This is a genomic window from Tunturibacter psychrotolerans, assembly GCF_040359615.1.
Lineage (GTDB): Bacteria > Acidobacteriota > Terriglobia > Terriglobales > Acidobacteriaceae > Edaphobacter > Edaphobacter psychrotolerans.
In genome coordinates, this window is sequence record NZ_CP132942.1 from 1358952 (window position 1) to 1371253 (window position 12302).

Genomic DNA, 12302 nt, shown 5'->3' on the forward strand with positions numbered 1-12302 from the left:
GACATTCTTGCCTCGTGAAGGTATCTACAGTTATTTCCGCGAGGCGCCATCGGAAAAACCGATATCCTAAAACATATGGAATCTTCATGGAATTAAGACACCTGCGCTACCTCTGCGCCGTTGCCGAGCACACCACCTTCAGCGAAGCCGGTCGCCGCCTCCACATCTCGCAGTCCGCCATCAGCGAGCAGATCGCCGATCTCGAGCGCGAAGTCGGTGGCCCGCTTCTCTACCGCAACTCAGGCCGAACCCGCCTCACACCACAAGGCCAGCTCTTTCTCGCCGAGGCGCGCAAGACCCTCGCAGCCGCCGACCGCGCCCTCGAAGTCACCCAGCGCTCCCTCCTCGGCCAGGTCGGCTCTCTCAGTATCGGCTTCTTCCTCTGGGGCGCTGGTGGCTTCTTCGCCCGCATCATCCGCGACTACCGGAAGCTCTTCCCCGGCATCAAGCTCTCCCTCTACGAGATGCGCACTCCCGAACAGATGGAGGCGCTCACCGCCGGCAAGATCGACATCGCCTTCGCCCGTCCCCTCGAGCCACCCTTCGACCAGACCCTCCGAGCCGAGCTTCTCTACCAGGATCCTGTAGTCGCCGTCTTTCCCCGCGACCACCCACTCGCCGGCAAGCCCGTCTCAATCGACTCCCTCGTCACCGAGCGCCTCGTTCTCTGCGATCGCCAGATGACGCCCGCGCTCTACGACGGCATCGTGGCTCTCTGCTCCGCGGCAGGCTTCTCCCCAAACATCGTCAACACCGCCGCAACCTGGTCCAGCGTCCTCACTCTGGTCGAATCCGGAGAAGGCGTAGCCCTGGTTCCCTCAGGAGTCCGTTACCTCCGCCCAACCGGAGTCATATTCTCCCCACTTGTGCCGCAAAACCTTCACATGGGGTTGGCCGTCGCATGGAACCCGCAGAACGAAGATCCAATCCAGCAGAACTTCCTTCGCCTCGTTCGCGATAACAAGGATCGCATCAAGCGCGCCCACGGCAACTAGCCCCGACCCCAGGCTTGCAAAACCCCGCAGGATCGCCCCGCGCAGCACTTTTAGTGTCTAATGCTGCCATGATCAGGCCCTGCTTTCTAGTCATCGACCGGGAATTCCCCGGCAGTATCTCCACCCGCAAGCTCGTGATTGAAACTGCTAAGTTCAACGTCATCACAGCGTACAGCGGCAAGGAGGCGATCGAAATCTTCACCCGCTTCCCGGCCGTCAGCGGCATCGTCCTCGACGGTGGTCTCGACGATGTTCCCTGCGGCGAAGTCGCCGAGAAAATAAAACTTCTTCAACCGATGGTTCCAATCATCGTAATCACCACTCCGGGCTTCGGGGGCTGTCCTGCCGCCGATTACCAGCTCGAATCCTTCGACCCGGCAAAGCTTCTCGAAATCCTCCGCAGCATTAAGCCAGAAGCGTCTGCCGAAATTGAAAAGCGCAACGAACAACTCAGCCGCGAAAAGCTCTCCTGATTCGACCAAAACAAAAGGCCCTCCTCTCCGCGATCTTTCGCGTAAGGGAGGGCCATGTTACTTCCCGTTTATTTCAACGCTTCGATGTCGAGCGTGAACTGAACCTCATCGCCTAGCGAAGGCTCGGTAAACTTCTGACCGAAGTTGAAGTCGCTGCGCTTCAGTTTGCCAGTCGCAGAGAAGCCCGAAGCCAGCTTGCCGCCCATACTCTTCTGCGGAGGCGTCGGGCCGTCCACATCCAGCGTCACACTCTTGGTCACGCCACCCAACGTCAGGTCGCCTACAACCTGTAGCTTGCCGCTCACACCCGTCACTGCAGTCGACTTGAACGTCATCGTCGGAAATTTCTCAACGTTGAAAAAATCAGGCGACTTCAGGTGACCATCGCGCTTTTCATTATTTGTCGTAACCGTCGTCGTATTAATCGTGGCTTCCACGCTGGACTTGGTGGGATCCTTATCGTCCCAGATCACATTCCCGGTTACGCCACTGATCGAACCACGCACCGTGCTCACCTGGATATGCTTGATCGCGAAGTTCACCTGCGAGTGGTTAGGGTCGATCGTCCAAGTTGATGCCGAGCTCTGGGCGAATGCACTTACTCCGGTTAGGAGCAGAGCAGAGAGTGATGCGGTAAAGATGCGACGGTTCATAGTTCGTTCTCCTCGGAAATTTTTGGGTCTGCTGTGAGATGTCGTTCGTGTAGTGACCGACTCAAAATATGTGCCGGTCACCGTTGCAATTGTGTGAAAACTCGTAGAGCCCATTACTACAGCGGTAAAGTTGGTTCAGGCAAGATCGAACAACAGTATTTCGCTATTCGTCTTTCCTTGCGCGCTCACTTCAAGCGCCTGCTCGTCATCGACTGCGACAGCATCCCCCGTCTCCAGCGCTTTGCCGTTCACTGTCACCTCTCCGTGAATCACATGCAGCCACGCATGGCGCTTGTCGCCCAGTGGATAGGTAATCTGTTTTCCCGGTGTCAACTCTGCAACCGACACCTTCGTGTCCTGGTTGATCGTTGCCGCTCCGGCCGTCTGTGTCGGTGAAGCCAGCAGCTTGAAGCGGTCCAGCTTCTCCTCCGCCTCGAACTTCAACTGCTCGTAGCTCGGTGTCGTGCCCCGGCTCTTCGGCTCAATCCAGATCTGCAGAAAGTGAACCGGCTCCGTCTCTGACCCATTGAACTCGCTATGCACCACGCCCGTGCCGGCCGACATCTTCTGAATCTCGTTCGGCCCCAAGACCTCTACGTGGCCCATGCTGTCCTTATGGGCAAGCTTGCCTTTCAGCACGTAACTCAGAATCTCCATATCGCGGTGCGCATGCGCTCCAAACCCACGCCCTTCCGCCACACGGTCTTCATTGATCACGCGCAGCGAACGATATCCCATGTGCTTCGGATCATGATAGTTGGCAAACGAGAACGTATGGTGCGAATCCAGCCATCCATGGTCGGCATGGCCTCTCTCGTTACTCTTGCGAACAGTCAACATAATGCGTCCTCTCTTACTGCCTCACCGGCTCATTGCTTAGGGCCGCGTGTCCTTCCTCAAACTTGCTGCGTCAAGCGGTCTTACACTTCTCCGTCGGAACCGCGACCTTCGCCGCCAGCCCGATCTTCTTCAAACCCTCGTACATCGTCTTGCGTTGATCCTCGGGGAGCCCGGCCATCAGAAACTCCAGATCCTTCTCATGCCGCGCGTAGATCTCTTCAATAAAGCCGTTTCCCTCGGCCGTCAGCTCTACCAGACGAATCCGCCGGTCCGAGTTGCAACTCCTTCGCAGCACCAGCCCCCGCTTCTCCAACCGGTCGATCGCCGAAGTCATCGAAGCGCTGGCCAACAGCACCTTCTCCCCGATCACCGAGATCGTCAGCGGCCCTTTGTGCAGCAAAACCTCCAGCACCATGAAGTCGCTGATTCCCAGTCCCTGCGCATTGATGGAACGCTCAATGAAATCCACCATCGAACCGTGGGCCCGAGCCAGGACCAACCAGAGCCGGGGCGCCGAAATGATATTTTGCTCATCTGCCATCTCAACCCTCCCAACTCCTACGACATAAGATATCTCGACACCGAGATAAGATTCAAAACCTTCAGACCTTCTGCTATCCCATTATTTTCCAGTTATTTGGCTTTTACCTGTTCTGGCCTCATGACACGGTACCAATGCCCGGGGACGAACATCTGCGATTTGGTGTGGCTATATGAAGGTTCTTTAGGGTGGCCCTTGGATTTAAGCCGGGTGGGCCTTAGCGTCACTCAAGGATCTATCGAGGCGGCAGTCTCAGGTACTCCCTGAAGCCGCCAGGGGAGGCTCACCGTTGCATTCACCGTTCCTGTCGCTGCTCGCTTTGCCGGTGCCTATACTCGTTCTGTTATCGTCGGCCCTGCTACTGCCGTTGGTACCATCCTTGCCTTGGTGCGCTCTCTTCTTGTCCTTCCGCAGTGCTGCAGAGGAATCCGTCGTTCCTCATCTTGCTTCCTCGCACTCCATTCACGCGTCTCTCTATCGCCTCTGCGTGGCTCTCGCTATCCTCGTGTCGATCCCCTCCCCGACGATCAAAAGACGGTACAACCTGTGGATTATCTTGGGTTTTCCGGCTCTCGCGTTCCTCCTTTCGCTCGGCGCTGCCCCGTCTACAAGTGCACAAAATCTCTCCCCATCCATCCGGGGAACGGTCGACAACCCCGAGGGATCAATAATCAACGGAGCCAAAGTTGTCCTCACCAACCAAGGGACGGAGGCTATCTTCCGAACACGCACCAACTGCAAAGGAAGCTACGAGTTTCGCCAGCTTCCCGTTGGAACCTACTCGCTGAGCGTTCAGTCGCCAGGGTTCCAGACCTTTACGGTCTACGGAATCAATCTCGCTCAAGACTCGGACTACACCAGGCAAATCGATATGCTTCGCGGCAGTATGACCCGCGCCATCTTGGTTCCAGCGACAGTCCCGGAGGGTACACAGGTTGTCAGGCTGCTCCCACCGTCACAACCTTAGCCAGTCCTCAAATCCGCTCCCGTCCAAGCTGGCGTCCAACATCTTTCATTCTTTCTGTGGCATCGCTCGCATCTGAGGCCACCGAAGGCAAAGGTGTTATTCCAGCCGCCAGCAAAGACTCCTCCACAATCTTCTGAGCCTCTGTTTTTCCCGAAGCAGTACCCTCCGGACCAAACGTCCAGGCCCTCTTCCCCTTCATTTGGATCGGATCCAACTCTTTCAGAACAGTAAGGAGCCCATCCAGCTCCTCGGTTCCTGCCCTTTCACCCTCCAGCCCAACAATCACGGTATCGGCCCAGAGCAGATCTGCCTCCCTCAGCGTTCCATAACCCTTGTGTCCAACCTCCACAGCCCCGGGTACCCTCAGACGGCGCAATCGAATGCCCGCCTCCGACTCAACCGCACCCACTCCCGCAGCGAGAGCCAACTGTTCGGTCTGCTCCGTATCGGCCTGAAAGACAACCAGCACGTGACTCATCTGAAATCTCCTTAGCGATCGCAATAGCCGCCACCAGCGCCATCAGAAACACCATCAACTGCTCCAACTCCTTCTCGAACCCGAAAAAAATCGAACTGACGGCACTCGACTAAAAATAAACTTCAAAAACCTGGCGCATTTTTAGCGCCCGAAAAAGTGACGGCTAAAACACCACGCTAGCCACACAAATCACCACAACTTCACCACGATTTACCATCAACAAACACCCCTAAAATCGCAAAAACCCCCAGAAAAACGCACCTCCCATCACGCCGGCATTTTTTTTGCAAAACTTAGAAAAATCAACCTTCGCTCTTCAGAGGTTTCCTCGCGAAGTAGTAGAGCGAGAAGGCAAGCAGGGCAAACATAACGACACTCACCGGGTCGTGATGAAGCGGGTTGTGTTCGCTGAATCGTGGGATGGAGCGGTCGGTGGCGGCCTCGTAGAGCTTGACGCAGACGCCCAGCAGGCCGACGATACCACCCGCGGCGATAAGTCCCGAAGCATAGAGCGAGCCAGGCGATACCTCCGATTCGATCGTAGCGTCGCGAGCAGTAATAGTGTTGGGAAGCGGAATTCCAGTGGAGTCGGCATGAGTAGGATCGGTGGGGTCGAAGTCAGGATGCTGCGCGAGCCAGGCACTGCGGTCGGAGTGCCACAGTGCCAACGAAGCTTCGTGTTCGAGGTGGATGTTCTTCAATGCCTGACGATGTAAGGCGCGGTCGACCATCCAGCGCATGACGCCTCCGACGAAGATTGCGAGGGTGGTGGCGATGCTGAGGTAGGCTCCGACAGCGAAGGTCAGGGAGCGAACACCGAGCAGTTCCACAACCACCACGATTGCGACACCGAGCAGTACGAGTGCCCACGGAAGTTTTCGGCTGAGGATTCCGTTGATGACAGTGGCCATGAGCCGGCCTTGAGGGGCTGCGGCTTTTTCGCTGCCGATTCCCTGAATCCACTGCACTTCAATCTCGCCGGTAGTGGTGTTGTATAGGTATTTGCCGTCATCGAGCGTGGTGGATCCGATGGCATTCAACAACACATACTGGCGGGCGTTGGAGAGTTCTTCTTTGGCGTGGTCAGCGTTGTGAGAGGTGAGGGTGATCCTGTCGTTGCCCGTGAAGTGGCCGTTGTTCTGAACGCCGTCGGGAAGCTTGTCGAGAGAGAAGGTGATTGGTTTGGGAAGGCGCTGAAAGGTTTCGAGGCCTTTGTTCATTGCGTTGAGCGTGGCGCCGATCGAGAAGATCGAGATGATGACGCCGATCATGATGGCGATCTGCTGCTTCCATGGAGTTGCGCCGATGAGGTAGCCGGTTTTGAGATCTTGTGAGGTGTCTCCTGCGTTTGAAGCAGCGATGCAGACGACTCCGCCAATGGTGATGGCGAGCGCACCGAAGGCAGGTGCTGTCCAGCCTTTGACGAGGAAGATGGCGGCGGTTGCCATCAGAGTTGCGATGGTCATGCCTGAGACGGGCGAGGCGGAGGAGCCGACTATACCGACGATGCGCGCGCTGACGGTGACGAAGAGAAAGCCGAAGACGACGACGAGAAGAGCAGCGGCGATGTTGGCGAGTGGACCGACCTGCGCTCCGGGGATCGGCTTGAACTGAAGGAAGAGGAACATCAGCAGGATGAGAAGAAGAGAGCCGCCAAAGACGACGATGGGGGGAAGATCATTTTCCGTACGCGAGACTTGTGTCGCGGCCGATTTGCCAGAGCCAGTCTTCTTGAAGCCCTGTGTGAGTGCACCGACGATGGTGGGAAGCGTGCGGAGCAAGGTGATGAGACCGGCGGCTGCGACTCCACCTGCGCCCATTGGACGGACGTAGGTTCGCCAGAGGTCGGACGGCGACATCTGCGTGATGAGGACGGTGCCAGGGTAGAGGGGGCTGGAGAGATGCGAGCCGAAGAAGTAAATGGCAGGCATAAGGACCAGCCATGAGAAGACGCCACCAGCGAGCATGATGGCGGCGACGCGAATGCCGATGATGTAGCCGACGCCGAGATACTCCGGGGTACAGTCGGCGCGGATGGCAGAGCCTTTGAGGAGATGTTGCGTGCCGAGGTCGGGCTGGTAGTCGGGTTGGCTGGGCCAGAGGGCGAAGAGGTTGTCGTTCTGGAAGAGGGTGTAGATGCCGCCGAGGCCGAGACCAAGGAAGACGCGTGAGGCGAATGAGCCGCCGCGTTCGCCAGCGATGAGGACATCGGCGCAGGCGGTGCCTTCGGGGTAGATGAGGTTGTCATGCTCTTCGACGATGAGTTGGCGGCGAAGCGGGATCATGAAGAGAACGCCGAGCCATCCGCCGAAGAGAGCGAGTGCGAAGATGCGGGACGCTTCAAGATCGAAGCCGAGGAAGATAAGAGCGGGAAGTGTGAAGATGACACCGGACGCGATGGATTGGCCAGCGTTGCCGGTGCTTTGAACGATGTTGTTTTCGAGGATGCTGGCTTTGCCGAAGGCTCGCAGGATGGAGATGGAAAGGACTGAGATTGGAATGGACGCGGCAACCGTGAGACCAGCACGGAGACCTACATAGACAGTCACTGCACCGAATAGGACACCGAAGATTGCCCCGAGGATGAGAGCTCGGGCGGAGAGCTCGGGGCGGGTCTCGGTGGCGGGGACAAAGGATTTGAAGGTTGGTTTGGTCGGTGTGGATGTTGCCATGGTGGTGCGTCTCCCGCTTGGTCGAGCTGTGTTTCGGCTTCGATGGAGTGTATCAGCGGGGATGTGGGGTCAGTCTACCGAGCGATCAGCGCGGGTGGAGACTGTTGGGATCGTATGGGCCTTTGGCGTTGCCGGGTCCGCCTACGAACTGCAGAGTTGGGATTCGCTGATCGACATCGGGTAGAGGTAGGAACGGCAGATGCGGTTCGGACTGATACCAGTAGGCGACAGAGTAAAAGTTGTCGGAGCGGTGATTGGCGTGGCCGTGCTCGATGCTCGCACGCATGGATTTGGTGAACGGAATGGGCGAGTCGAAGTGGAAGCGATACATGCTGGAGCGCTCGCCTGCGAGCTCTTTGCCGACTACGGGTGCGCCGTGAAGCATATAGTCCTGTGGGCCGCCGTAGGCCCAGGCGCCGAGGAAGTAGTCTTCTCCGCCTGTGCCTACTATGGTTGGGGTGTCGCCGTCGATCTGAAACATGTCGTTGCCTTCACCCCACCAGCCGTCCTGATTCTGGAGGATGGAGAAGGTAACGCCGACGAACTGGCCGTGGCCTTTGGCTTCGAACCACTCGTAGTTGTCTTTGCCGTCGAGGTTGCGGTGATAATTCACGATGGGGTCGCCGTTCTCGTACCAATCTCCGGTCCAGCCTTTGTTGGGTTGCGCCTGACGGTACTCCGCATGGAAGTAGAGGGTGTCTTCGGGCAGAGGCTGAGCGTTCACGCGATAGTCAATGTTCCAGTAGAGATGATTGACGGACATCTTGCCTTCGTCGGTGATGGTGATGCGGGCATGATGCGCGTAGGGCATGGGGAAGTAGCTGTTGAGTGCCTTGTCGGCACCGGCGGAGAGCATGAGCGACTCCCAGTGGTAGTAGATCCCGTTGCCGAGGCCGAAGAAATCGCCGATGGGAGTTTCAACGCTAGGTGTGGTCTCGCCATCCCAGTACATGCGGAGGACGATGCGTTTGAGAGCATATGGTTCGGCGTCGTCGAGGGTGAACCAGATGTGCGAGATCATGCCGGGGCCATCGACGTCGAGGATGGTGAGGGTCTGGCCTGGAGTGACGGTGCGTGCGTCGGCGTTGGCGCCGGTGGATTCGCGGCTTGAGGAGCGATGGAGCGTGTAGGTCTGCTGGCGTGTGGGGTCGGGCATGCCTGCCGGTAGTTGCGCGTACGCAGCTGAGGAGATGAGCGCGAGGAGCGATATCAGGATTTTGGGTTGGCGCATGAGAGGACCTGTTTGGAAGTGTTTTCCAAGGTATCACTCTGAGTCGGGGGTGAAGGGCTCCTGATGCGATTTGCGCGGGGCAGTGAGTTTGGAGCGGAGAAGGGCTGCAACGGCGCAGGCGATGAGGAAGAGCATGGGGCCGGTGAAGAGGAAGCGGTCGGTGATCCACTTGTCGTCGAGTAGGCCCGCGTTTTGTCCGTAGAGAGGGCCGAAGAAGCGTTCTAAACGGCCGGTTGATCGATGCGCGTCGAAGACGCTCGACGTTGTAGACCTCCAACTCACAAAGCGAATCAGGAAAGCGAGAGTGACGGGCAGCCAGGCCCACAGGATAGGGGGTACGGCATCGGACTCCGATACAAGTTCGGTAGATGGGGAGTTAGAGAGCGATCGAAGCAGGTCTCTGATTGCTTCGCCTAGTTTGCCGAAGGGAATCAGGCCAAGGAGAAATCCGGCAACTGCGTAGATCGGCAGGAAGTAACTGAGGACGTAGCTGATGCGATTCAGGTTCGTCCAGTGCATTCTTGTTGCGAGCTGCCACACAGGCGTCGTGAAAACCCACGAGAATCGGATTGCGGCGACCGCGACGAGGCAGTACAGAAACAGGCACTTGGCGCACCAGGTGATAACTCTCAGCATGGCCTAGATGTAGCATAGGCGCATCTTTTTTGGTGCAGAATTGTTTGTGGCGGGAGTGGCTAAGGGGCTATACTGCGGGAAATGGCGCGGTCCGACCGACCTGGAGCGCCAGCGAGTGAGGTGAGTCTTCAGCGATTGCTTGAATGACAATTCGCTCGGTATTGATTCCGGGGGGCCACCCGGTGCTCCGCCTGGTGGGGTGGGCGACGGGTCTGCGATGTCCCGCTGGTGGCAGGGACCGGGACGGGTTGTTCGGGCTGCTCTGGATGACCTGGTTACTACGTTTTATCCGACTGATTGCAGGGCTTGTGGTGGGCCGCTGCTGAGAGCTGGGCTCTCTCCTGTATGTGACAGCTGTGTGGATGGAGTTGTGGAGCAGTCCATGACGCTGTGCGTGCGTTGTGGTGAGGCGCTGGATATGGAAGGCGTGCGGTTCGCGGGGCAGTTTCCGGTGGACGGGCTGGTATGTTCGCCTTGCAGGATGGCTCCTCCGGAGTTCGAGCGGGCTGTGGCCTATGCGGTGTATCAGGATGAGCTGCGGGAGATGATCCACCTGCTGAAGTATGAGCGGATGCGCTCGGTGGCGAAGCCGCTGGGGAGATTTCTGGCGCGGGCGATCCGGATGCTTGAGGGTGAGGCTGGTGGAGATCTGCTGGTGGTTGCGGTGCCGCTGTTTCCGTCGAAGGAGCGAGAGCGCGGCTATAACCAGGCGGTGCTGCTGTCGGATGCTGCTTTGGCGGAGTTGAAGCGGAGTCGTCCGGAGTGGAAGCTGACGGCGGCGCATGGAGTGATTCGCCGGGTGAAGGATACGCGGAGTCAGTTTGAGCTGACTCCTAAGGGACGTCGACGGAACCTGCAGGGTGCATTTGCTGTCAGTGATCGCGCGGCGCTGCCTGGGCGCGAAATTTTGTTGGTGGATGACATTTATACGACGGGGGCTACGGCTCGCGCTTGTGCGCAGGTGTTGCGACGGGCCGGGGCGGCGAAGGTTTGGGTGGCGACGGCTTCGCGGGCTCAGCCGGAGATGATCGCGGCCTGGGATGATTCGGCGTTGCGTGATGCTGGCTCGCGTGTTGCTGCCTGGGATGCTGGTTAGTGAGTTTGGAGTGATGGAAGAGCTTGGCGCGGAGTGCTAACAGTGGTTGGAACCGGAGGGCTTTGAGATGCAATCGGGGAAGATGCGGAAGCAAGGGCTGAGTGGAAAGAGACACGCGGGGCATGGGGGACATGGCGCGGGCCGTGTAACGACGGAGCGCGAAGTCCGGGTAGGCGTGTTTCGGCAGCCGGCGATGCAGACTCCGGTGCTTGTGCTGAATGCGTCGTATGAGCCGATCAACATCTGCGGTGCGAGGCGAGCGCTGGTGCTGGTGCTGAAGGGTGTCGCCCGGACCGAGGAGGAGCAGGGCGCGGTGCTGCATGCGGCGCGGATGCGGGTGGCGATGCCGAGTGTGATCCGGCTGCTCGAGTACCGCAGGATTCCGCATCAGACTCGGGCGCTGAGCCGTAAAAACATTCTTTTGCGCGATCGAAACTCGTGCCAGTACTGCAGCGTCATCCTGACCGCGGGGGAGCTGACGCTGGATCATGTCATTCCGCGGTCTCGTGGCGGGCTGTCGACGTGGGAGAATCTCGTCGCCTGCTGCCATAACTGCAATCGGCGCAAGGGCAACCAGATGCTGCACGAGTTGACCGATATGAAACTGCAGCGGGAGCCGAGGCCGTTTTCTTTGCATACATCCCGGCACATCATGCGGATGATCGGGAGCGCGGATGCGGCCTGGCGGAAGTATCTTTACTTCGAGGCTGAACCGGCGGCCTGATATTTTCTGTCCGAGAACGCTTATGGTGCGATACCCCCTCCCCCCGGTGGGGGTATTTTGTACGTAAAATACTTATAATCAGTGACTTACAGAGGGTGAGTGTCTGTAAAATATTGATAATAGGTGGTTTACGGATAAAATATTGAAACTAAATTATTTATGTCGCAGAACGTACTTGAGCCCCGGGGTGTGGTCGGAGGCTTTTTATCTCTTGATTCCAGTGTAGCGGTTTGGAGGTAACTGATACGCCACGCAGAAGTGGTTTTTTTGTAACGAGTTGCAGGATTTTAGGGCTTGACAGCTTTGTTCGTTGGAGTTTTCTGCGGTTCGAAAGGGTGAAGCGGTTTCGTTTTTACTCCTGTGCGTCTGTCCAATCGGGATGATTTCCGATTCGGTTGTGGCGCGGGACGCGCGCGGAGTACGGTACTGCCTTGCACTTGTGGGCTTTATCCCGTTCACTCAGCTCTGCCTCGGAGGTGCTCACGCCGACGGTTCTCAAACATGTCAGGCATATCGATTGCAGGCTGCCATCCGCCATGCGCCGGTGCGGGAAAAATGGAGCGGACTTTTTGTCCATTGCGTGTCCTCCTTACGAGAGGAACGTGCTGCAACAAGATCCAGATTGCCCGATTTTAAGAAATTAATCGGTTGGCTTGGCAGTGTACTCCATGAATGCGGTGATGAGCTATCACTTGGAGGCGCCCGGTTACCAGTGATTGCCCCGATCCAAGGCGGTTGTGCGGAGCCAGGTCGAAATGATGATCTTGTTGTTGGCGGAAGAGAAAGACGACAGCAGATCCCCTTCGGGGATGCCAACAAGAAAGACGAAGGCAACTGCAAAAGCGAAATGCGGGAGTCCTTCGTTGCGCTGCGGAATGACGACAAAAAGAACAGACAGCGGCAGAGACAAAGACGACAGCAGATTCTCTTCGGGGATGACAACAACAAAGACAAAGGCCGCGTATTCTTCTCCTTGAGGGCTGCAAGTTGAAACTC

13 protein-coding genes are annotated in these 12302 nt (G+C 57.7%); 6 read left to right on the forward strand and 7 right to left on the reverse strand.

The annotated features are described in order from the left end of the window. The first annotated feature begins 86 nt into the window (after positions 1-86). The gene (locus RBB77_RS05590) at positions 87-995 is read left to right on the forward strand and encodes a LysR family transcriptional regulator (RefSeq protein ID WP_353065396.1); all 909 of its coding nucleotides are present in this window, start codon (positions 87-89) and stop codon (positions 993-995) included. A 68-nt stretch (positions 996-1063) separates the two neighbouring features. Then, positions 1064-1468, forward strand: coding sequence for a response regulator (locus tag RBB77_RS05595; RefSeq protein ID WP_353065398.1), 405 nt, complete (start codon positions 1064-1066; stop codon positions 1466-1468). Between the two features lie 68 nt (positions 1469-1536). Here RBB77_RS05595 and RBB77_RS05600 read toward each other — a convergent pair whose 3' ends face one another. The 3 genes from RBB77_RS05600 to RBB77_RS05610 form a co-directional block, all read right to left on the reverse strand. Then, on the reverse strand, positions 1537-2121 hold the full coding sequence (locus RBB77_RS05600) for a YceI family protein (RefSeq protein ID WP_353065400.1): 585 nt from the start codon (positions 2119-2121) through the stop codon (positions 1537-1539). A gap of 135 nt (positions 2122-2256) precedes the next feature. Next, positions 2257-2961, reverse strand: a complete 705-nt coding sequence (locus tag RBB77_RS05605; protein WP_353065402.1) for a pirin family protein — start codon at positions 2959-2961, stop codon at positions 2257-2259. A 70-nt stretch (positions 2962-3031) separates the two neighbouring features. After that, positions 3032-3502 (reverse strand): MarR family winged helix-turn-helix transcriptional regulator, encoded by a 471-nt coding sequence (locus RBB77_RS05610; protein ID WP_353065404.1) that lies wholly within the window; start codon positions 3500-3502, stop codon positions 3032-3034. Positions 3503-3902: 400 nt separating this feature from the next. Here RBB77_RS05610 and RBB77_RS05615 point away from each other — a divergent pair, with 400 nt between their 5' ends. Then, entirely contained in the window at positions 3903-4469 is a 567-nt protein-coding gene (locus tag RBB77_RS05615) for a carboxypeptidase-like regulatory domain-containing protein (RefSeq protein ID WP_353065406.1), read from the forward strand. A gap of 7 nt (positions 4470-4476) precedes the next feature. Here RBB77_RS05615 and RBB77_RS05620 read toward each other — a convergent pair whose 3' ends face one another. The 4 genes from RBB77_RS05620 to RBB77_RS05635 form a co-directional block, all read right to left on the reverse strand. Further along, the gene (locus RBB77_RS05620; protein ID WP_353065408.1) at positions 4477-4947 is read right to left on the reverse strand and encodes a hypothetical protein; all 471 of its coding nucleotides are present in this window, start codon (positions 4945-4947) and stop codon (positions 4477-4479) included. A 302-nt stretch (positions 4948-5249) separates the two neighbouring features. After that, entirely contained in the window at positions 5250-7619 is a 2370-nt protein-coding gene (locus RBB77_RS05625) for an OPT family oligopeptide transporter (RefSeq protein ID WP_353065410.1), read from the reverse strand. An 85-nt stretch (positions 7620-7704) separates the two neighbouring features. Next, positions 7705-8850 carry a glycoside hydrolase family 172 protein gene (locus RBB77_RS05630; RefSeq protein ID WP_353065412.1) on the reverse strand — a complete coding sequence of 382 codons (1146 nt, stop codon included), beginning with the start codon at positions 8848-8850 and terminating at the stop codon, positions 7705-7707. A 33-nt stretch (positions 8851-8883) separates the two neighbouring features. Further along, complete coding sequence (locus RBB77_RS05635; protein ID WP_353065414.1) at positions 8884-9486, reverse strand: hypothetical protein; 603 nt, start codon at positions 9484-9486, stop codon at positions 8884-8886. Positions 9487-9625: 139 nt separating this feature from the next. Between RBB77_RS05635 and RBB77_RS05640 the strand changes: the two genes are divergently transcribed. The 3 genes from RBB77_RS05640 to RBB77_RS05650 all read left to right on the forward strand — a co-directional run bounded on the left by RBB77_RS05640 (position 9626) and on the right by RBB77_RS05650 (position 12297). Further along, positions 9626-10582, forward strand: a complete 957-nt coding sequence (locus RBB77_RS05640; RefSeq protein ID WP_353065416.1) for a ComF family protein — start codon at positions 9626-9628, stop codon at positions 10580-10582. A gap of 67 nt (positions 10583-10649) precedes the next feature. Further along, entirely contained in the window at positions 10650-11306 is a 657-nt protein-coding gene (locus RBB77_RS05645) for an HNH endonuclease (RefSeq protein WP_353065418.1), read from the forward strand. Between the two features lie 622 nt (positions 11307-11928). Beyond that, on the forward strand, positions 11929-12297 hold the full coding sequence (locus tag RBB77_RS05650) for a hypothetical protein (RefSeq protein ID WP_353065420.1): 369 nt from the start codon (positions 11929-11931) through the stop codon (positions 12295-12297). Positions 12298-12302 lie beyond the last annotated feature (5 nt).

Excerpts from the sequence above, each read along its gene's own strand:
- RBB77_RS05590 (WP_353065396.1), top strand. The coding sequence starts at position 87 with ATGGAATTAAGACACCTGCGCTACCTCTGCGCCGTTGCCGAGCACACC.
- RBB77_RS05595 (WP_353065398.1), top strand. The coding sequence starts at position 1,064 with ATGATCAGGCCCTGCTTTCTAGTCATCGACCGGGAATTCCCCGGCAGT.
- RBB77_RS05600 (WP_353065400.1), bottom strand. The coding sequence starts at position 2,121 with ATGAACCGTCGCATCTTTACCGCATCACTCTCTGCTCTGCTCCTAACC.
- RBB77_RS05605 (WP_353065402.1), bottom strand. The coding sequence starts at position 2,961 with ATGTTGACTGTTCGCAAGAGTAACGAGAGAGGCCATGCCGACCATGGA.
- RBB77_RS05610 (WP_353065404.1), bottom strand. The coding sequence starts at position 3,502 with ATGGCAGATGAGCAAAATATCATTTCGGCGCCCCGGCTCTGGTTGGTC.
- RBB77_RS05620 (WP_353065408.1), bottom strand. The coding sequence starts at position 4,947 with ATGAGTCACGTGCTGGTTGTCTTTCAGGCCGATACGGAGCAGACCGAA.
- RBB77_RS05625 (WP_353065410.1), bottom strand. The coding sequence starts at position 7,619 with ATGGCAACATCCACACCGACCAAACCAACCTTCAAATCCTTTGTCCCC.
- RBB77_RS05630 (WP_353065412.1), bottom strand. The coding sequence starts at position 8,850 with ATGCGCCAACCCAAAATCCTGATATCGCTCCTCGCGCTCATCTCCTCA.
- RBB77_RS05635 (WP_353065414.1), bottom strand. The coding sequence starts at position 9,486 with ATGCTGAGAGTTATCACCTGGTGCGCCAAGTGCCTGTTTCTGTACTGC.
- RBB77_RS05645 (WP_353065418.1), top strand. The coding sequence starts at position 10,650 with ATGCAATCGGGGAAGATGCGGAAGCAAGGGCTGAGTGGAAAGAGACAC.